This is a genomic window from Acinetobacter sp. S40 (genome assembly GCF_016624705.1).
Lineage (GTDB): Bacteria > Pseudomonadota > Gammaproteobacteria > Pseudomonadales > Moraxellaceae > Acinetobacter.
Genome location: NZ_JACVTU010000004.1, coordinates 103,564 through 124,809, shown reverse-complemented (window position 1 = coordinate 124,809; position 21,246 = coordinate 103,564). Strand labels below are relative to the sequence as shown.

The window sequence follows — 21,246 nt, the reverse complement described above, 5'->3', positions numbered from 1 at the left end:
GCCCCAAGATAATTGTTAAAATACAGGTGCGGTATAGGTTAAGGTCTGGCCTAATATCCAGAGTAAAAAAAGCACTAAAGGTAAATGAACAACCAATTGAGTTACAGTAAAACCAATCACATCTTTTGGTTTGAGTTTTAAAATACCCAGCATGGGTAACATAAAAAATGGATTGATCAAGTTGGGTAATGCTTCTGCTGAATTATAAATTTGTACAGACCAACCCAGATGATATTTCAAATCGTTTGCTGCCTGCATGACATAAGGTGCTTCAATAATCCATTTCCCGCCACCAGAAGGGACAAAAAAACCTAAAATTGCGGAATAAATGCCCATAACCACAGCAAAGGTATCATGCGAAGCAATAGAAATGAAGAAATGCGCAATATAATGCGAAAGCGATAAATCTTCAGCATTGACTGCCTGAGTCATCATGTAGGCTATACTGCCATAAAGTGGAAATTGAATGAGAACGCCTGAAACAGCAGGAACCGCTTTGCTCACTGCGTTTAGAAAATTACGCGGTGTGCCATGTAAGGCCAGACCTAGCATCAAGAAAATAAAGTTATAGGTATTGAGGCTGGAAATTGCAAGGATAGGGTTAGTTTTGGAAAATTCCAGAATCATCCAGATCAAGCCTAATCCTACGACTAAAATAGTTAATATGGGGGAATTTTCTAGCCAGTCTCCCGGGCGAGTGGATTTGCTTTGCTCCAGTTCCTGTTTTTCCTCTTCCTCAAAGTTTAGATTAAAATCCTGCATGGTTTTGACATTCTGACCTTTCGGAGCAGACAGGAAAGCAATCACGATGGAGACAATGATTAAAATCGCGGTCATCACGATTGATTGCCACAGGAATATGGTTTCAGTAAATGGAATGACCCCCGTTAGATTATAAATTGATTCAGGTAAACTGGACTTATTGGCCTGTAATTGGGCTGCAGATGAACTAATTCCAAGTGCCCATGTTGCACCCATACCAATAATGGCAGCCGCGGCGGCGGCACGATAGTCCATATTTAATTCTTTACGTTTGGCAAGTGCAATCACCAATAGTGCAGTTAAGATGGTGCTAATCGCCCAATTGATCAACGAAATGAGCAAACTGACCGTCGCTACCAAAACAATTGCACTACGTCCTGAGTGTGGGATTCTGGCCATCTTCTGGATCAGTTTTTTCATGGGACGAGATACAGAAACCACGTAGCCCACAATAATCAACATGGTCATTTGTAAGGTAAAAGGGATTAGGCTCCAGAAGCCATTTCCAAAAGAACTAGCGACCTCCTTGACGGGGGCTCCAATGAAAAGAGCGGCAATCGCTACAATAATGACACCTAAAAGGGCAAAAATATAAGAGTCAGGAAACCATTTTTCTGACCAGTTACTAATGCTAATCGCAAATCGTTCTAAAATTGCAGGTTGTTTATTCATTATCAAAATCCATCTGATGTTGAGGGTGATCATTTCATCCCGAAGTGATCACCACTTAATTTCCCGATTAATCGTTAATTAAATTCTCCAAGCAAAGCAGCAATAACTTGAGTTGCTAAACTTCTATTGCCGTAATTAAATTGACACCAGAGGCCGCTTGAATCTGTTCTAAAGTTACATCATCTGCCAATTCAATCAGTTTGATGCCTTCAGAAGTAATGTCCATGACTCCTAAATCAGTAATGACGCGATGTACCACGGCTTGACCTGTGAGTGGCAAACTGCATTTAGATACAATTTTGGGCGTACCATCTTTGGCGCAATGTTCCATTAGCACCACCACACGTTGCACCCCTACCACCAGATCCATAGCGCCACCCATGCCTTTAACTTTTTTGCCAGGGATCATCCAGTTAGCAAGATCTCCTTGTTCAGAGACTTCCATTGCCCCCAAAATGGCAATATTGACATGCCCACCCCGGATCATGGCAAAGGATTCGCTGCTAGAGAAGAATGCAGCACCCGCACGTGCAGTAACGGTTTGTTTGCCCGCATTGATTAAGTCTGCATCCACAGTTTGTTCTGTCGGAAACTCTCCAATGCCTAATAAGCCATTTTCGGATTGAAGCCAGACATCAACATTCTCTGGAATATAATTAGCGACTAATGTAGGTAAGCCAATGCCAAGATTGACATAAAAACCGTCTTGCAATTCTTTGGCGGCACGTTGTGCCATTTGTTCACGTGTCCATGCCATGATTATGCTTCCTGTGCTTTTAGTGTTTTTTGCTCAATACGTTTTTCTGGATGTGCATTGAGTACAATTCGTTGTACATAAATACCTGCAAGATGGATCTCATCGGGATTTAATTCTCCAATTTCGACCACTTGTTCAACCTCTGCAATGGTAATTTTTCCAGCCATTGCACATTCGGTGTTAAAGTTACGTGCTGTTTTGTGAAAAATTAGATTGCCTGCTTTATCGGCTTTATATGCTTTAACTAATGCAATATCAGCAGTCAAAGACCGTTCAAGAATATAAGGTTTACCCTCAAACTCACGTTGTTCCTTGCCTTCCGCGATCAGGGTTCCCACACCTGTTTGAGTATAAAAAGCAGGAATACCCGCGCCGCCCGCACGTAGTTTTTCAGCTAGAGTTCCTTGGGGTGTCAGTTCAACTTCAAGCTCGCCGTTTAGATATTGGCGTTCAAACTCTTTATTTTCACCGACATAAGATGAAATCATTTTCTTAATTTGTTTAGTTTTTAATAAAATGCCTAAACCAAAATCATCTACACCTGCGTTATTGGAAATACAGATTAAACCGTTGACTTGAGTTTCTTTTAAGGCATTGATCAATGCTTCTGGAATACCACATAAACCAAAACCACCCACCGCAAAAGTTTGATTATTTTTTACAATATCCTGTAGTGCAATTGCTGCACTTTCATACAATTTATTCATTGTGATTACTCAACGTCCCTATGTTTTCTTATTATTAACATCTGCAATTTATTTAAGGAAGTTGAAAATTTTAAAGGATTAATGAGGAAAATTAATTAATCAGTAAAAAAGACAAATATACGATGATTTTAAAGCCTGATCATTTCTCATGTAATTTTTGTTATAAATTTTCAAATTTAAGGATTTTTTCGTAAGGGTAGTTTGAAAGTGTCTGAATGAATTCGCTAGAAATATTGGAAAGCTCTGCATCTTTTTTATAAATAATACCAACCGCTTGTTGTACTTCACTATTTTCAATTTCGAGTAAAACATTATGTTCTTTGTCGATTGAATGTTGAAAATGACGCGGAATTGCACTTACCCCAATGCCTAAAGCCACGAAACTTGAAAATGTACTAATCTGATGACATTCAACTTTCAAATCAAGTACTAAACCCAAGCGTGAAGCATTTTGTTCCAGTAAATAACGCACGATTGAGGGATGTTGCAAAGTAATAAATGGATTGGCATATAACTCTTGCCAAGTGATGCTCTTTTTACTAGCCAATGGATGCGTTTTGGGAATGAGAGCTAAAAAATCTTCCTCAAATAAGGCTTTAAATTCCAATTGTTCATTTAAAATCGGTTGAAAACAAATCCCAAGTTCAAAGATGCCATCTAATACATTTTCAATAATTTTTTCATTGGGAATATCATGAATTGAAAAACTCAGATTAGGATGGGCATTTGAAAAAATCTGGATGACTTCGGGTAAAATTGCATGGGTGACAAAGGGCATGGAGGCAATATTTAAAGTCCCACGATTTAACTTAAAGCGTTGTTTTACATCATTTTCCATGTCTTCCCAATTCGCCAATAACTTTCTGGCATATGGAATCAGAGATTTTCCTTCCTGAGTTAGTTCTACGCGTCGAGTATTGCGTTTAAATAGCTTTCCACCCAATTCTTCTTCTAGTGATTTAATACTTAAACTCAAAGCAGATTGACTTAAATGGAGTTCAGCCGATGCGTTGGCATAATTCAATGTACGCGCCAGTGCCAAAAAAGCTTTGAGTTGTTTGAGAGTCATCTATGAATTCCGTGTCAATCAAAAGTTTTTGATTTTAAAGCATAATTATACTGAACTCCGCAACGCGAATGCTTGTTTTTTTGTAAAATTCAAATATGGCAAATCCATTATAAAAATTTATATTTTTAATAGGAATTAAATACATTAAAAATAAAATTGAATTTCGTCTTACGTTATAATTAATGAGTTTTATTTAATAATTAATTTGTTTTTTAAATAAATGAATAAATCATTTTATTTTATTAAAATTCATATATTTCAATAGTTAAATTTTTATTTTCTAAGGTTTTAAATAATCCTCTTGTGTTTCATAAAAATATTGATATTTTAAAATAAATATAAAATCTTATTTGTTGGGTCTATTTAATGACTCATTTTGGACAAGTTGTATTTATTTTTTATTGTTAGGGAAACTGTTATCAAATATTAGGCGAAATATTTGGGTTAAACCTGACCTATATTCTTCATAATGGAGTAAGAAAGAATATGTGGGATCTATTTGTTATTCTACTATCTTTGGGTTTACTGATGTACACCGCTTATCGCGGGTTCTCAGTTATCCTGATGGCACCTTTATGTGCATTATTGGCGGTTTTTTTAATCAATCCAAGTAATGTTTTGCCTTTTTACTCAGGCGTTTTCATGCCGAAAATGGTCAATTTTATCAAGGATTATTTTCTAGTATTTTTACTCGGTGCAATTTTTGGCAAAGTAGTTGAAATGTCAGGGATCGCCGAGTCTATTGCCAAAACTATTGTAAACCTCATCGGCGCGAAAAAAGCAATCTTGACAGTGGTAATACTAGGCGCAATTTTGACATACAGTGGCGTAAGTTTATTCGTGGCTGTATTTGCGATTTATCCGTTTGCCAATCAGCTGTTTCAGCAAGCCAACATTCCTAAACGTTTAATTCCGGGCACCATTGCACTTGGCGCGTTTACTTTTACCATGGATGCGTTACCAGGGACTCCACAAATTCAAAATGTGATACCAACGACTTTCTTTGGAACCAATATTTATGCCGCTCCTTTTTTAGGCATTATTGGTGCAATATTCGTATTGAGTACAGGTTTATTTTATCTTGAATGGCGTCGCCGTGCTGCTGCAAAAGCGGGTGAGGGCTATGCAGGTTTTGACTTAGATTATGCTAAAAACAGTAATGAATTGCCTATAAATGCTGTACAGGAAAATGTGCGTGATAATGGTTCGGTTATTCGCCAGATTCTAGCGTTCGTTCCATTAGTGTTGGTTGCAGTCATGAATAAATATTTATCGACGGCAATTAAAACATGGTATCCAAATGGGTTTGATTTTAATGCGATTGCTCTGGCAAATTATACAGTTGATGTAGCAAAAACTGGTGCAATCTGGGCAGTGGGTTTGGCACTTATTGTTGGGATTATTACGGCAGTCTTATTTGATTATGGGCGTGTGGTGGGACAGTTCAAAGAAGGTGTAAATGCCAGTATTGGTGGATCACTTTTGGCTGTCATGAACACCGCGTCTGAATATGGTTTCGGTGCCATTATCGCAGCATTACCAGGTTTTGCATTAGTCAGCCATGCATTGGGAACTGCATTTACTAACCCTTTGGTCAATGGTGCAGTGACTACAACAGTACTGGCTGGTATTACAGGTTCAGCATCGGGTGGGATGAGTATCGCATTAAGTGCGATGGCAGAACAGTACAATGCCGCTATTTTGGCAGCAGGTATTCCACCTGAAGTAATGCATCGTATTGTGGCGATGGCGTCGGGGGGGATGGACACACTTCCTCATAATGGCGCGGTCATCACTTTACTTGCTGTAACTGGTTTAACACACAAGCAATCTTATAAAGATATCTTTGCAGTAACTATTATTAAAACGATCGCTGTATTTGTAGCAATTGCTGCATTTACATGGTTTGGTATTGTGTAAGGTAGTAAATAATCAAAATCATGGAGTGGATTTCATTTTACAAAAATAAAATTCACTTCATGAGTCAGGAGAAAGAAAGTGACAAAACAACTCGATGGCAAAGTGGCTTTTATTACAGGTTCAGCTAGTGGTATTGGTTTAGAAATTGCGAAAAAATTTGCAGCAGAAGGTGCAAAAGTTGTTATTTCAGATATGAATGCACAAAAATGTGAAGAAACTGCACAACAGTTAAAAAGTGAAGGTTTTACTGCAATCTCCGCTCCTTGTGATGTCACTGATGAACACGCTTATCAAGCTGCGATTGAACTGACTCAAAAGACGTTTGGAACATTGGATATTTTAATTAATAATGCAGGCTTTCAACATGTTGCAGCAATTGAGGAATTTCCTACAGAAGTTTATCAAAAACTGATTGCTGTGATGTTGACAGGTTCATTTATTGGAATCAAACATGCTTTTCCTATTATGAAAGCACAAAAATCTGGTCGTATTATTAATATGGCATCGATAAATGGCTTAATTGGTTTTGCAGGAAAAGCTGGCTACAACAGCGCTAAGCATGGTGTGATTGGCTTAACCAAAGTCGCTGCACTTGAATGCGCACGTGATGGCATTACAGTAAATGCTTTGTGTCCTGGCTATGTGGATACACCGTTGGTTCGTGGACAGATTGCAGATTTGGCTAAAACGCGAAAGGTGAGTGAAACCAGTGCTTTGGAAGATGTTATTTTGGCGATGGTTCCGCAAAAGCGTTTATTAAGTGTTGAAGAAATTGCCGATTATGCCATTTTCCTATGTAGCGACAAAGCTGGCGGTGTCACCGGTCAAGCTGTAGTTATGGATGGTGGCTACACTGCTCAATAGTTTATTTTGGTAAAGAAAAAGACCACGATTTGTGGTCTTTTTTTTTATGATTCGCGATTTCCATTTTATATGCTCTACGGTTCAGGTCGTCGCCAGACCCAGATAAAAACGAGTAACATGCATAGAATACATGCGAGATTAAACCAGAAATGAGGTACATGAAGTATCAATATGCTGCTAGCAAGCGTCATGCTAACAGCCATCATATATTTTGATTTTCTGGAAACCTGACGTTTATCTTGCCAGTTACGAATCATGGGACCAAATAATTTATGTTGGTAAAACCATCTATGTAATCTGGAAGAGCCTTTTCCCGCAAAAAAAGCAGCCAGTAAGACAAATTCAACCGTAGGTAAACCTGGAACAAACAAACCAATCACTCCAATACTGAGACTCAAGCAAGACAGACCTACAAATACAACTCTTAAGATACTAGATTTAGATAAGCGTTCAGAAGGTGTATTCTTAGATGCTGTTAGTTCTATCAGATCACCATGTAAGTGATCTGATCTTGAGGGCAACTTGGGCGGATGGGTTGGCACTGACATCTTACTGATCTGTATTTGCTGTGGTTAATAACGATGCAAAGCGTGAAAAACCATTCATTGCGCCTTGCACGACCTGATCTTGTTCAGTTTGGCTTAAACCTGCATCATCGAGTGCTTGGACAAAGCGTTTCCATACTTTTGCTCTTCCTTCAGGATACGCTGCCAGATTTCGTGCTCCAAATTCTTCGGAAAGTTGGAGTTTAGTTTTTGCTTCTTTAAATAAAAATGCAGCTCCGAGCGTTGATCCTTCCGAAACGTAAATCCAGCCTAGTGCTTCAAGTGCATTGGCATTCTGACTTGCGATATTAAGATCCTTAGGTGAAATTCCTAAATCTTGTAAATCTTTAAATGCAGCGTCTGAGCGACCACGGATATCCAGATCAGGAATAAAATCAATGATTTCTGGATATTTAAATAAATATTCAACATCACGCTGAAAATAATATTGAGCTAGTGTAAATTTTGCATACTGCACCCGACTTGCAAAAACATCGGCTTGAGCCATTAGGTGATGCATACGTTCATGTTCTGTTGCTGTTTCAGTTTTTAAGCGGAGTGATAGTGCTGAACGTATGTTATGTTGAATGTCTGGTTTACCAACGGATTGGTTCATATCGTTACCTAAATAAAGATGTATATTTGTGGAGTAAATAAAGGTCTATATACGCTATGACGAATGAGGATAGAAAAAGACGCAATACAGAATGCAGCTTTTTTATAGAAAATATCGTTCAGAAATAGTTTACAATAATCACATTAATAAATGATAATAATTCTTGTTTATACTATTCATTCAATATTTTGCTATGGATCAATCTTTCTCCCCAATTGCACAGAAACAACTCATTCATGAAATGTATTTGAACCATCATGATTGGCTACAACAATGGCTCAGCTATCGCATTCGTTATCCTTTTAATGCCGCCGATCTGGTGCAAGACACGTTTGTTAAGTTATTACAAACTCGACAAAAATTACTTGGGATTCAAGAACCAAGAGCTTATTTGGTAAATGTCGCCAAAAATGTACTTATTGATAAACATCGACGTTATGTATTAGAACAAAGCTATTTGGAAAGTCTGGCAGTTGAATTACAACTTCAGGAGATTGAATTACCCCATAATCAACTTGAAGAAGTAGTGCAAATTTTAGATTTTTTAACGATCGCTTTAAATGAAAGTCCAGTATTGGCAAGAAAAGCGTTTTTGATGTATTACTTTGAAGGTTTTAATCAAAGTGAAATTGCTGAACTAATTGGTAAATCTTTAAGGACGACGCAAACTTATCTGGCAGATTGTTTAAGTCTATGTCTTGAAGCACGAGAACAGTTACTTGAGTCGGAATATGACTGACCCAAAAAAATTACAAAAAGAATTATCTTTATGGATTATTCGTTTAAATACGGATGATCCGATTGAGCGTGCTCAAGCTCAAGCCGAATTTGAGCATTGGCAACATCAGCATCCAGAATATCAGGACCAATTAGATAAAATCAGTCGCTTTTCTGACGAATTAAAACAACTTCAGGAAACACACCATATTCATAGTCAGACGTTACAACAGTCTCTAAAACACACTCAACAAAGCCAAAAACAGGTAAAAAAGGCATTTGGCCGTGGGGTCATGGGCATTGGATTTATGGGGATATTGAGTGTCCTGACATACCATTATTTTCCCTATGCATATTACACGGCAGATTATAAAACGGCCACGGGCCGTATGCAGTCATTTATACTCGAAGACGGCTCAAAAATTACGCTTGGAGCTAAATCTGCCATCAAATTGCATTTTAATTCACAGTCACGTCGGGTCGAATTGGTTCAGGGCGAGATTTATGTGGATGTCGCAAAAGACAAACATCGCCCCTTTACCGTGCAATCAAAGCAAGCTGACTACAAGGCATTGGGAACACGATTTATTGTGCATCAAAATCGTGAAAACAGCAGTATTAGCATGTTGCATTCAAGTGTTGAAGCGATTGCGAAACAGGTAAATCAGCGTCAGCATGTACATGCTGGCGAAAAGGTACAAGCTGACGCGCATGGCTTTGGACCGATTCAACCGATTGCTATTGGCTCTACTGAATTTGCATGGCAACACAACCAGATTTTAGCCGATAATCTGGCTTTACCTGATTTACTACAACGTTTAAATCGACAGCATAACGCTTATTTTATTTATCGTGCATCTGTCCTTGAGTCATTCAAAGTCAATGGGGTGATTGATGCTCAGCAAGATGTGGAACAAATCTTAAGCTTAATCGTAGCTCAATATCCACAACTAAATATTCAGAAAATAGGACGTCATGTTTTTATTATTCAGCTTAAAAATTAAAAAAAAGCGACAAATTGCGTATTTTTGGATGATGGTGCGTCATATAGGGAAGAACAGCAATTATTTTGCTTATTGGCATAGTTAATGATTATCATTTATATGGGGCTCGCGTTTTAATGCACATTTTATCTTCCCAATATTCTCTCCAAAAAATAGCTTTGGCCGTTTCTCTGGCAATTTCCGTCAGTTGCGTTTCAACCCCTCTATACGCAGCAAGTAGCAACAGTTCTGCTTACTTTCAAGTGGAACGTGGTTCTCTGACTCAGGCTCTAAATAGCGTTGCATTGCAAGCCAATGTTTCATTACTGTTGGATGCAAAGAAGACGAATCGTTATCAAGTAAATGCTATAAAAGGCAATTACACAGTTGAGCAGGCCTTTGCCAGATTGATTGAAAATACGCCTTTTCAACTGATGAAATCATCGGCAGGTTACTTATTGGTGGATAGGAAAGTAGAGAGTGAACAGTCCGCTGAAAAAAATCTTGGTAATTCAACTGTCATTAAAAAAGGTCAAGTGAATTCATCATCAATCCTTAATCAGGATAATCATCAACTGTATCAGATGCCCACCATCTCTATTCAGGCAGAAAATTCAGATACGGTTCAGTTTGGGCAAAGCGTTTTAAATCAGACGGCAATTGATCGTTATCAGGCGAATAATGTTGCACAACTACTGGATACTATGCCTGGCGTAGCTTCGGCTGGCTCTCCTAGACCTGGTGGACAAACGATTAATATTCTAGGCATGAGTGGGGTTGAGGATGTTCCCATTACATTGGATGATTCGGTCAAATCTTTTGATAAATATCGACAAGGGTCAGTCTTTATTGAACCTGAAATTTTAAAGCGGGTAACTGTAGATAAAGGTCCGCATAATGTTGAAGTAGGTAATGGCGGTTTTGGGGGGAAGGTGACATTGGAAACCCGAGATGCACAAGATTTATTAAAAGAGAACAAAAATGTCGGAGCATTTCTAAAGTATTCGCGCTTTAGTAATAACCAGCAAAATACCTATACGGGTGCGGTGTATGGAAAAACTGAACATAATCTTTTGGATGGGTTGTTTTACTATACCAAACGCGATAGTGGGAATGTAGAACGTCCAGATGGAACTTCTTTTTTATATTCTGCTCAGGAACAGGATACATATTTAGCAAAACTAAATATTCGTCCAGATGAAAGCCAAAAAATTTCTTTCAATGCCATGCAAAGTAGTCATACAGGCTGGGAACCTTTTGCGGCAATGCGTGATCAGGATGCTGTTCCGAGTGCCGCAGATATTGCAAAGTATGGCTATGATGAAGCGTGGAAACGCCGTTTAGTTTATCGTGATCAAAAAGATACGAGCTATTCCGCAGGTTATGAGTTTAATCCTCCTGCCAATCCTTATATTAATTTCAAGGCAAATTTTTCTTATTCAAAAACCAAGCAACATGATAAACGTTTGGAAGGAGTTTCATTTTCAGCGGCCAACCTCGGCGATGAAAGCTGGGTTAATTATACCAATACTGCACTAAAACTTTTAAATATCAGTGATATTGATACGGCGTATGGCATCCATAAGCTAAAAATCGGAGCACAATATCAAAAGATGAAACAAAACTCTTTGATGCTGGTTCGCTCTTATCTCAATAATCCTCAATATAATTATGGACTCTATCAACCGAATTATATGCCCGCAGGTGATCAGCAAATGTATAGTGCTTTTGTTGAAGACCAATATCAGATTGGTGCGGTCACTATTACGCCATCTTTGCGTTATGACAATATTATCAATCAGGGTTATGGCAATTTGGCTCCGCGTTATAGCACTGTTGAAGCGGGACATGATTATTCAGAAAAAAGTTACACAGGCTGGTCACCCCGTTTAGCGTTGGCATGGAAACAAGCAGATTACCTCACGTGGTTTGCTAATATAAGCAAAACATGGCGTGCGCCGCGTGTTGATGAGCAATATTATAATGATGGTCCAAGTTCTACAGTATCTGCAACCAGTTTGTATTTACGTCCCGAAAAAATGTTGGCGATACGACTTGGCAATGAAATGAATTTTGATCAGCTTTTGACAGATGATGATCATATGCAGATCCGCCTTAGCTATTATCATAACCGCGGTTCAGACGAAATTTTCCGTAATCGTTCGGTTTTCTGTCAGGCACAAGCCGAGATTATTGCGCAGGGTGGAAGTGCGAATGCCAGTGTTTGTAATGGCCAATATGATCATGGTTTTTACAGAAATATTACTGATTACACCATTAAAGCGTATGAGGCGGAACTATTTTATAATCAACCTACATATTTTGCAGGTTTAACCTATTCTTATGTGCGAGGTCAGCGTGATAATTCTCCTGTTAACCCGTGGTTTAATCAAAAAACATGGATTGAACAGATACCTCCACGCAAGGCGACAGCTACTTTAGGTGTCAATGTTCCTGAGCATTATCTGACTATGGGATGGCGGGGTATTTTTGTAGATGCGCAAACCAGAAGTATTTTAAATACGGATAAATCAATTGGTGCTTCTGGTTTTTCATTGCCTCGTACCAAAGGTTATGCTTTGCACGGTATTTTTATCGATTGGCAGCCCGTCGGTGAAAAAGGCCCGCAGTTGAATTTCTCTATTGATAATCTATTTAACCGTGATTATAAAATGTATCTGGGGGAATATATGACAGGCACTGGGCGCGACTTTAAGTTAAGTATTTCTCAGCGTTTTTAATAGTAGTGAATAAATGGTTTGAGAAAGAAAGCAATAGGTTTTCTTTCTCTTTCGCGGAGCAAGCCGAAACTTAAAGCACCATAAAATTAGCTGTACTTCGCGCCACCATTTTATTGTTTTGCCAAGCTTCACTTTCTATATTCAAAATAGATTTGCCTTGCTTTACAAAGCGGCATTTAGTCTGGATTGTACCCACCTGACAGGGGCGTAAAAAATCCATAGTCAGATTAATCGTGGTCGCAGGTTGTTGATTATTGGCAAAAAATGAAAAAAGTCCCATAACATCATCTAGCATGGCGCAAATCATGCCACCTTCAACCGTACCTCTTGGGTTGGTAAAACTTTCTAGTGCGACATAATCAATTTCAAGTTCTTGTTGATCATTATTCCATTGAATATTATGTCCGCCTAGCAGATGATGAATGGGCGGGAATTTTTTAGAACTATCCATTTTATTTTCCATAGATTAAAGCAGGCTCCAGATGATCTAGAGCCTATCAGCGTTATTTAAATTTCCATGTGTAATCAATATTAATACGAGTTTCGTTCACAGGTTTGATGTTGGCATTAGCGGACATGTTATTGTCGTAGATTGCATAACGTGCGCGAAGTCCCAGATTTTTAAGCCAGCCACTTTGAATGGTATAGCCAAGATCAAAATCAGTTTCACGCTCTTTTAGGTTAGTTCCACCCAAAGTTGGCGCATAAATATTGCGCCCCATGGTATAACGAGTCATAAAGCGTAAACCGGGGACATAATCTTTAAAATCATACTCATAGCGGAAGCTATAAGCTTGTTCTTTGGGGTTGAGAAATTCCCCTGGCCAAGTATCAATCAGTAGACCCGTTTCGCCGCCAGTCAAATAGGGAAATGCAGTTTCTCCGTGATGCTGAAATGTCCCAAAAATAAATTTATGATTTTGATGCTTAAGTTCAAAATGTGCATGGTATAAGTCATTATCGACTAAACCTGCTTTTGCCTCACCTTCATCACGACTCCGATAATAATGTAGATAACTACTCAATCGGGTTGTTGGATTGATATCCCATTTGTATAGAAAACCTGTGGTCCATTGCTCATAAAGATTATTAACATCTAAATAAAACAGGCCTAAGCGTAAATTTGGATTTACATGATAATAACTTCCTGCATAGTAAAGTCCATCGGTTTCAGCACTTTTAAAACGGCCATTCACGGCTGAAATTTTGATATTTTCAAAATTGGTTGAATCGCGATGATTAACCTTATCAATATAAGCAGCCTGTAGTTCAAAGTTTTTTAAGTCTTTGGATTCAAGTGAAATTCCACGATAGGTTTGTGGTAGCAATCGCGCAGGAGAGGCCACTAAAACAGGATTCATCGGTCTTAGTGTTCCTATCTTAAGTTCAGTCTCACTAATTTTAGCTTTACCCGTGACGCCAATTTCGCCATAACTTGAAGCAGGTTCATTAGTGACGGTGTCTCGTGGTAGATTCCCTGTTCCTGCATATTTTGCACTGGCATCCAGCTTAAAACCTGCTGTCGCTAAAATATCCAGACCAAAACCTACTGCTCCTTCGGTATAGCCCGAATTTGCTTTGAAAATAAAGCCTTGAGTCCAGTCTTTTGCTGCTGGATATTTGGAAACCTCCTGATAATCGCGGTCAAAGTAAAAGTTGCGCGTGGTAAGTTCAACGCTACTGTTATCGATAAAATTCCCCGCAAATACAGAATTAGACAGCATAAGCGTGGAGTACATCCATAATTTAGACATGGCATTTCATCCTGAAATATCATTGTTGTTTTAAGCAAGACCTCATAGTTGTCTGTGTCTTGCTCCGTTATTAAAATTTGAGTTATTTTCCCAATAGTTCGCGCGCTACGATTTCTTTCATAATCTCATTGGTTCCGCCGTAAATTTTTTGTACACGGGCATCGACAAAGAAACGTGAAATCGGGTATTCCTGCATGTAACCATAGCCGCCAAAGAGTTGTAGCAACTGGTCAATCACGTCACATTGGGTATCGGTAATAAAACATTTCAACGCAGCGACGTGATTAACACTGAGTTGATGTTGGCTATACAGTTCAGCGCACTGATCTACAAAAGCCTGCGCAGCTTTGGCCTTGATTTGAGCATTGGCTAGTACAAAACGTGTATTTTGCATCTGGCTTAAATGTTGTCCAAAAGCTTTGCGTTGTAATACATAGTCTTTAGTCAGTTGAATAGCCCCTAAAATGGAACCAAGCGCCATCATGGAAATACTTAAACGCTCACGTGGCAATTCCTGCATCAGGTAAGAAAAGCCTTGTCCTTCGTCACCTAAACGTTGTGAGACAGGAACTTTGACCTGATCGAAAAAAAGTTCTGCGGTGTCTTGTGCATGTAAACCAATTTTTTTCAGTGAACGTCCTTTGGTTACTCCCCTTAGATGAGAATCAACTAAAAAGAGTGAGATTCCTTTAGCACGTGCCTGCGGATCAGTTTTTGCTACTAGTACGATTAAATCGGCATGGAGACCGTTAGAAATAAAGGTTTTTGAACCATCAACCAGATAGTCACCACCATTTAAAACGGCTTGAGTACGAATTGCTTGTAAGTCAGATCCTGCATTGGCTTCTGTCATAGCAATCGCAGTGACTACTTCTCCAGTCACCATTTTAGGAAGCCAGTATTTTTTCTGCTCTTCACTGCCAAGATTTTGGATATAAGGAGAGACCAATTCATTTTGGCCGCCAATAGCAACGGCCAGAGAAGTAAATCCCGCCTGTGCAGTTTCCTGAACGAGCATAAGTGAATAATGAATAGGTGCACCGTAGCCGCCATATTCTTCGGGAACATCAACACACAAAAATCCATTTTCACCCAGTTGATTCCAAATATTTCTTGGAATCAGAGCCTCCTGCTCCCAGAGTTCGTAGTAGGGCGCTACATGTTCTTTTAAAAACCGTCGATAATTATCCCGAAATAGTTCAAATTCCGTATCGTGCTGCATATTTCACCTTTTTTAGGGCAAAACTAAGGATAAAGCTCAAAAATAAATCTGAACTTTTTTATTTTATTTCAATCGTTTAGTTGTTTAAGACAGGAATCCGCAGAATCAAAGGATTGTCCGTTTGCTTTTGATAAAGTTCATCAATTAAGTCCGCTCGTCGCTTGGTAATATTACTTTGATTCAGATTACCTTTATCGGTGATTTCTCCTGAATCCAGTTGTGGTGGTTCAGTCATCAAATACAGCATGGATACTCGATTGGAGCTACCCGTCGCATCTTTATTAAAATTCAATAAAAATTGACGGAACCATTGCTGTACCTTTGGATGTTTTAAAATTTCTTGAGTACTGTGGGCTTGTATATTAAGACCAGCATATTGGGCACATGCATCCAGTTTTGGAAAAATGAGGAAACCAATAGCACTCAAATTTGAACCCGTAATACAGACATCCTGAACCAGTAAGTTGCCCTGAATGAGTACTTTATTGCGTAAGGTTCCGACGTTGACAAAAGTACCCGTATTAAGCTTAAAGTCCTCAGCAATGCGGCCGTCATACATTAGTCCCTGAGTTGGATCCGTTGGATCGACCAGACGTACCGCATCACCTGTATGGAAAAAACCTTCGTCATCAAATATGGTGCTTTGCTGATCAGATTTTAAACGCCAATAACCTCGCATTACATGTTGGCCACGCACACAGAATTCTAGTTTGTCACCATGAGGTACTAGTTTGATTTCACAGCCGGGTGCAGGGTAACCAATAAAGCCCGCCATGACACGTGGTCCTGTTGTAAATGCACAGGACGGAGCAGTTTCAGTCATACCTAACCCGCTCATAATCCTGATTTTTTCCCCACAATGCGCCTGAGCAATTTTATCTAGACGATTCCAGCCTGCTTCTGATAAAGCTGCGCCAGCAAAGAATAAAATTTTCACTCGGGCAAAGAAACGATCACGAAGTTCTGCATCTTTCTCTAGGGCTTCGGTCAGCTCCTCCCAACCTTTAGGTACATTAAAATATACAGTAGGGGAGATTTCCTTTAGATTGCGAATGGTTTCATCAAACTTACCTGCAACGGGTTTTCCATCATCAATATAAATAGTGCCCCCGTTATAAAGAGCGATGCCAACATTATGACTTCCGCCAAAGGTATGATGCCAAGATAACCAATCCAGTAATACAGGCGGTGTTTTCTCAAACTCTGGAAAAGTTTGTAATAACATCTGCTGATTTACACACAGCATTAAATGCGTGGTTGGTACAGCTTTAGGTAATTTGGTTGAACCAGAAGTAAACAAAAATTTGGCAATTTGGTGTTCATCAAGTGTTTGATAAAACTCCTGAACATCGGTAACAGGAGTATCGAGTAAAGATTGAAAAGAGGTACATTGCTGTTGTCCCACAATGCCCGTATTCGTGATAATTTCTATATCGGATGTTGCGCACGCTTGGATGGCTTTGGCAAAAGTTTGCCCATCACTCGCATAAACCATGCCCGGCGTGAGAACCTCAAAGATATGTTTGAGCTTGCCAAAATCTTGAGAAATTAAAGAATAAGCAGGGGAAATAGCAGAAAAGGGAACACCCGCTAACATAGCACCCATTGACAGTGTTAGATGCTCAAGATCATTTCCCGATAGAATGAGTAGAGGCCGTTCCTGATTTAAATTGCGTCGGTGTATTGCCTGTGCAATGTGCCATGCACGTTGTAAGGTGTCGGCATAACTTAGTTTGATCCATTGCCCTTCAGCATTGCGTTTAGCTGCGAAAATGTGCTCAGGTTGAGTCTTGGCAAAATGAATCAGCCGATCAGTTAATTTTTGTGGATAAGGTTTTAACTGTTCTTTAGGCTCAATATAAAGTACCTGATCTTGATATCTATAAGTGATATCGTGTGATCCAAGTTTAACCAACCGTTCGCGGTCTTGTGATTGAGTGGCATTCATTTGCATTTCTTTCACTCCGTGGAAAGCGCATTACTGCGCTTGTTTTTGCATCATGCAATTTTTATTAAAAGTTTATTGTTGTCATTTAACCGCTCAAGTTAAATTAACCTTTAGATCGGATAATGACGTGATTGAGTTTGCACAGTAATCCATCTCAACTCGGTAAATTCGGCAATGGAAGCCTTACTTCCAAAACGTCCATAACCGCTGGATTTAGTTCCACCAAATGGCATTTGTGCTTCATCATGCACGGTTGCGCCATTAATGTGACAAATTCCTGAATCAATCTGCTTGGCAACCTCAAACGCTTCAGCAAAATTTTGACTAAAGACCGCCGATGACAAGCCAAATTCACTGTCATTGGCCAGTGCAATGCCTTCTTCAAGGGTATGAAAGCGTTGGACTGTACATACGGGGCCAAACGACTCTTCACGATACAGTAGCATCTCTGGCTGAATGTTGAGCACCAAGGTCGGTTGCATTGTAGTGTCATCAATCTGAATACCCAATGGTAAATCGGCCCCTTTACTTTGAGCATCGTCTAATAAATGCTGAATACGCTCAGCGGCACGTCGACTTTCTAACACACCTAACACATTGTTTTGAACTGTTGGATTACCCGCTTTCAGTGCTTGTGTTTTTGCAATCAGTTTTTCTATAAATTGATCAGCTATACCATCCTGAACCAAAACCCGTTCAGTGGACATGCAGATCTGGCCCTGATTGAAAAAAGCACCAAAGGCAACTGCATTGACTGCTTCATCTAAATGGGCTTCATTTAAAATGATAACTGGCGCTTTACCCCCAAGTTCAAGTAACACAGGTTTTAAATATTTTGCCGCTGTTTCGGCAATAATTTTTCCTACTTTAGTTGAACCCGTAAAATTAATTCGTTTTACTGCAGGGTGCTCAATTAAGCGTTGTACAATTTGAGGTGCGTCTTCTGGTGCATGGGTAATGACATTGACTACGCCATCGCCTAGACCCGCTTCACATAAAATCTGTCCGATTAAACGATGCGTTGCAGGGCAAGCTTCAGATGCTTTTAGTACCACAGTATTACCGCAAGCCAGTGGCATCGCCAAAGCACGAGTCGGCAAAATTACCGGTGCATTCCAAGGTGCAATTCCAACCACCACACCACAAGGAACTCGAATGCCCATCGCCAGATTTCCCGGTACATCAGAAGGAATCAGACTACCGTCAATCTGCGTGGTCATGGCAGCAGCTTCACGGAGCATATTGGCTGCAAGATGCACATTAAACCCATACCATGTTGCAGTTGAACCTGTTTCCTGCATCCCTATCTGAATAAACTGATCACTATGTTGATCCATTAAATCTGCCGCTTTTAATAAACGTAAACGACGCTCAGTTGGGGAAAGTTTTGACCAAACTTGAAAAGCTTGTTGTGCTGATTCGATCGCACGATCAACATCCTCAAGTGTTGCAGCTGCTGCCACACTTGCGACTTGACCATCAATGGGACTAATGCGTTTAAAGCTTGCCCGATTAGATGCATCAAGGGATTGACCGTGAATGAGTAACTGTACATTTTGCATGGGTTGTGTCCTTACATAGCCGATAAAATCAGAAGTTAACCAGTACGCTTATAGCTCTGTAAACCCGGTTTAATCGATTTTTCGTCCAAGAATTGTTTCAATCCTTCCTGACGTCCGCCTTCGGTATCACGATGGATACATTGATCCAGTTTGGCATATAAATAGTCTTCGTTTTGATCCCATGTAAGTTCACGACAACGCTTAAAGCCGTTTTTAGCAGTACGCAGTACGACTGGGTTTTTCTCAAGTAAGCAATTTGCCAGTTCTGTGACTTCTGCTTTAAGTTGGGCCAAAGGAACGCTTTTGTTAATCAGTCCCATTTGTTCGGCTTCTTTCCCACTAAAAGTTTTACCGGTCATGATGTAATACAATGATGCACGGTGACCCACAGTATCTGCCATCGCCTTACTTACAAGATTACCGGGTGGAATGCCCCAGTTAATTTCAGACAAACCAAAAGTCGCCTCATCGGCCGCTATTGCTAGATCACATGCTACTAGTGGAGAAAAGCCACCGCCAAAACACCAACCATTGACCATGGCAATCGTTGGTTTTGAATACATTCTGAGTAATTGCCACTGCCAGCGGCAAGAGTCACGACGAATACGTTCCTGAAAAATTTCGGGTTGTGTATCCACTTCACGAAAGTATTCTTTTAAATCCATTCCCGCAGTCCATGAATCACCTGCACCTGTTAAGACTAAAACTCTGGCATTTTGATCAAGTTCTAGCGTTTCAAGTACATCAATCATCTCGCGGTTGAGGGTCGGACTCATGGCATTTTTCTTTTCAGGACGGTTTAAAGTCACCCATGCAATGCCATTTTCTAATTGTACATCAACGGTTTCCCAACGTTTTTCGTATGTCATGTGTATTCTCCTTAAATGACATTTGTGCTGCTCTGGATTTAATTTAATATCAGTTAAACTTACATTCAAGTGTTTTTTGCAAAATAATTAAATTTTTTTATATTTAATTGAAAATTATAAATAAAAATATTTAATTTAAAATTATTAGTAAAATGGTATTGATTTTTTTATAAGCTTAACTGATATTTTAAGAGTGTTGTAACAACACTACACAATAAAAAATGTCATGGAAATCTGGTCTAAATAAGGAAAGGACTATGGATAAAGTACTACATCCGTCAGGAAGGGCGAAGCTGACGTTACTACTGTGTTTTGCAATTGCAATCTTTGAAGGTTTTGATCTTCAATCAATGGGCGTGGCAGCACCGCGCATGCGCGCAGAGTTTATGCTGGACAATGCACAAATGGCGTGGGCATTTAGTGCAGCCATTATTGGAACTTTGCCGGGTGCCATTATTGGTGGGCGATTGGCTGATATTATTGGCCGTAAGAAGATTTTGATTATTAGCATTTTAATCTTTGGTGTAATGTCTTTACTTACTGCCTACGCCGAAAATTATAGCTTACTTTTACTCATTCGCTTTTTTACAGGTTTGGGCATGGGTGGGGCTTTACCAATGATGATTACTTTGGCTTCAGAAGCTGTTGCTGAAAATCGAAAAGCAACTGCGGTTAGTATTATGTACAGTGGCATTCCTTTTGGCGGTCTACTCACTTCAGTGGTTGCTATGTTATTGGCAGGTGATAGCGAATGGCGACATATTTTTTATGTGGGTGGTATTGCTCCCATTCTATTAATTCCACTACTCATGAAGTATCTACCAGAGTCTAAAAGTTATTTGCAACAAAAGACACAAACACCTACTCCTTTTTTCGAGGTGTTATTTGCCAAAGAAAGACGTATGTCGACTCTTCAAATCTGGGTCAGTTTCTTTTGTACGCTGGTAGTTTTGTATTTCCTATTGAACTGGCTACCGCTGCTGATGGGTGCGCAAGGACTTTCCAAATTAGAAGCCAACTACGTGCAAATGGGTTACAACGTAGGCGGAATTTTTGGATCCATTCTCATGGGTATGTTACTGGATAAGATGCGTATGGGGAGCGTTATTAAATTTATTTACGCGGGTATTTTGGTCGCGCTTTGCTGTTTATCAATTTCTCCAACGGTTGCCTTATTGGCACTTTCTGCTGTGGGGTGTGGTTTATTTATTGTAGGTGGTCAATCTGCACTTTATGGATTGGCTGCAATGTATTATCCCACTGAAATGCGTGGCACTGGGGTCGGGGCTGCTGTTGCAATTGGACGAATCGGTTCATTTGCAGGTCCATTGTTTGCAGGATTTCTGTTATCACTGGGGCAAAGTGCCACGATTGTAATAGGCTCAAGTATCCCTGTGATTTTGATTGCTGCAATTTCAGCCTTACTGCTTGTCAGAAAGCCTAAACAGGCAGTACAGTTAGCACATAGCCAAAGTACCACTTAAGTGAAATAAAAAGTATGGAGCAGGGCTTCATACTTTTTTTAATTCTGATGATAA

General features: G+C 39.6%; 18 protein-coding genes. 6 read left to right on the top strand and 12 right to left on the bottom strand.

Features of this window, described 5'->3' with window-relative positions; all coding sequences use genetic code 11:
• Positions 1-15: 15 nt before the first annotated feature.
• The 4 genes from IAE19_RS07865 to IAE19_RS07850 all read right to left on the bottom strand — a co-directional run bounded on the left by IAE19_RS07865 (position 16) and on the right by IAE19_RS07850 (position 3,967).
• Entirely contained in the window at positions 16-1,434 is a 1,419-nt protein-coding gene (locus IAE19_RS07865) for a short-chain fatty acid transporter (RefSeq protein ID WP_200460391.1), read from the bottom strand.
• A gap of 115 nt (positions 1,435-1,549) precedes the next feature.
• Positions 1,550-2,191: a 3-oxoacid CoA-transferase subunit B gene (locus IAE19_RS07860; protein WP_200460390.1), complete on the bottom strand. Its 642-nt coding sequence runs from the start codon at positions 2,189-2,191 to the stop codon at positions 1,550-1,552.
• 2 nt (positions 2,192-2,193) lie between these two features.
• Positions 2,194-2,898, bottom strand: a complete 705-nt coding sequence (locus tag IAE19_RS07855) for a CoA transferase subunit A (protein WP_200460389.1) — start codon at positions 2,896-2,898, stop codon at positions 2,194-2,196.
• Positions 2,899-3,058: 160 nt separating this feature from the next.
• Entirely contained in the window at positions 3,059-3,967 is a 909-nt protein-coding gene (locus IAE19_RS07850; RefSeq protein WP_200460388.1) for a LysR family transcriptional regulator, read from the bottom strand.
• A gap of 486 nt (positions 3,968-4,453) precedes the next feature.
• Between IAE19_RS07850 and IAE19_RS07845 the strand changes: the two genes are divergently transcribed.
• Complete coding sequence (locus tag IAE19_RS07845) at positions 4,454-5,887, top strand: GntP family permease (RefSeq protein WP_200460387.1); 1,434 nt, start codon at positions 4,454-4,456, stop codon at positions 5,885-5,887.
• Positions 5,888-5,965: 78 nt separating this feature from the next.
• The gene (locus tag IAE19_RS07840) at positions 5,966-6,751 is read left to right on the top strand and encodes a 3-hydroxybutyrate dehydrogenase (protein WP_200460386.1); all 786 of its coding nucleotides are present in this window, start codon (positions 5,966-5,968) and stop codon (positions 6,749-6,751) included.
• A 74-nt stretch (positions 6,752-6,825) separates the two neighbouring features.
• Here the strand turns inward: IAE19_RS07840 and IAE19_RS07835 are convergent, their stop codons facing one another.
• On the bottom strand, positions 6,826-7,299 hold the full coding sequence (locus IAE19_RS07835; protein ID WP_200460385.1) for a YbaN family protein: 474 nt from the start codon (positions 7,297-7,299) through the stop codon (positions 6,826-6,828).
• Between the two features lies 1 nt (position 7,300).
• A complete protein-coding gene (locus IAE19_RS07830) occupies positions 7,301-7,912 on the bottom strand; it encodes a biliverdin-producing heme oxygenase (protein WP_200460384.1) in 612 nt (203 codons plus the stop codon).
• Between the two features lie 193 nt (positions 7,913-8,105).
• Here IAE19_RS07830 and IAE19_RS07825 point away from each other — a divergent pair, with 193 nt between their 5' ends.
• From IAE19_RS07825 to IAE19_RS07815, 3 genes are all read left to right on the top strand, one after another.
• The gene (locus IAE19_RS07825; RefSeq protein ID WP_200460498.1) at positions 8,106-8,651 is read left to right on the top strand and encodes a sigma-70 family RNA polymerase sigma factor; all 546 of its coding nucleotides are present in this window, start codon (positions 8,106-8,108) and stop codon (positions 8,649-8,651) included.
• Positions 8,644-9,633 carry a FecR family protein gene (locus IAE19_RS07820; protein ID WP_200460383.1) on the top strand — a complete coding sequence of 330 codons (990 nt, stop codon included), beginning with the start codon at positions 8,644-8,646 and terminating at the stop codon, positions 9,631-9,633. Before IAE19_RS07825 ends, IAE19_RS07820 begins: the two co-directional genes overlap by 8 nt.
• Before the next feature lie 116 nt (positions 9,634-9,749).
• A complete protein-coding gene (locus IAE19_RS07815) occupies positions 9,750-12,353 on the top strand; it encodes a TonB-dependent receptor (RefSeq protein WP_200460382.1) in 2,604 nt (867 codons plus the stop codon).
• A 70-nt stretch (positions 12,354-12,423) separates the two neighbouring features.
• Here IAE19_RS07815 and IAE19_RS07810 read toward each other — a convergent pair whose 3' ends face one another.
• The 6 genes from IAE19_RS07810 to IAE19_RS07785 form a co-directional block, all read right to left on the bottom strand.
• Positions 12,424-12,804 carry a PaaI family thioesterase gene (locus IAE19_RS07810; RefSeq protein WP_413784515.1) on the bottom strand — a complete coding sequence of 127 codons (381 nt, stop codon included), beginning with the start codon at positions 12,802-12,804 and terminating at the stop codon, positions 12,424-12,426.
• A gap of 52 nt (positions 12,805-12,856) precedes the next feature.
• Complete coding sequence (locus IAE19_RS07805) at positions 12,857-14,107, bottom strand: OprD family porin (RefSeq protein ID WP_200460380.1); 1,251 nt, start codon at positions 14,105-14,107, stop codon at positions 12,857-12,859.
• An 82-nt stretch (positions 14,108-14,189) separates the two neighbouring features.
• Positions 14,190-15,329 carry an acyl-CoA dehydrogenase family protein gene (locus IAE19_RS07800; protein ID WP_200460379.1) on the bottom strand — a complete coding sequence of 380 codons (1,140 nt, stop codon included), beginning with the start codon at positions 15,327-15,329 and terminating at the stop codon, positions 14,190-14,192.
• 76 nt (positions 15,330-15,405) lie between these two features.
• Complete coding sequence (locus IAE19_RS07795) at positions 15,406-17,292, bottom strand: feruloyl-CoA synthase (protein WP_200460378.1); 1,887 nt, start codon at positions 17,290-17,292, stop codon at positions 15,406-15,408.
• A 95-nt stretch (positions 17,293-17,387) separates the two neighbouring features.
• Positions 17,388-18,839, bottom strand: a complete 1,452-nt coding sequence (locus IAE19_RS07790; protein ID WP_200460377.1) for an aldehyde dehydrogenase — start codon at positions 18,837-18,839, stop codon at positions 17,388-17,390.
• Between the two features lie 35 nt (positions 18,840-18,874).
• Positions 18,875-19,714 (bottom strand): p-hydroxycinnamoyl CoA hydratase/lyase, encoded by an 840-nt coding sequence (locus IAE19_RS07785; RefSeq protein ID WP_200460497.1) that lies wholly within the window; start codon positions 19,712-19,714, stop codon positions 18,875-18,877.
• A gap of 251 nt (positions 19,715-19,965) precedes the next feature.
• Here IAE19_RS07785 and mhpT point away from each other — a divergent pair, with 251 nt between their 5' ends.
• Positions 19,966-21,192 (top strand): 3-(3-hydroxy-phenyl)propionate transporter MhpT, encoded by a 1,227-nt coding sequence (gene mhpT, locus IAE19_RS07780; RefSeq protein ID WP_200460376.1) that lies wholly within the window; start codon positions 19,966-19,968, stop codon positions 21,190-21,192.
• Positions 21,193-21,246: the final 54 nt, after the last annotated feature.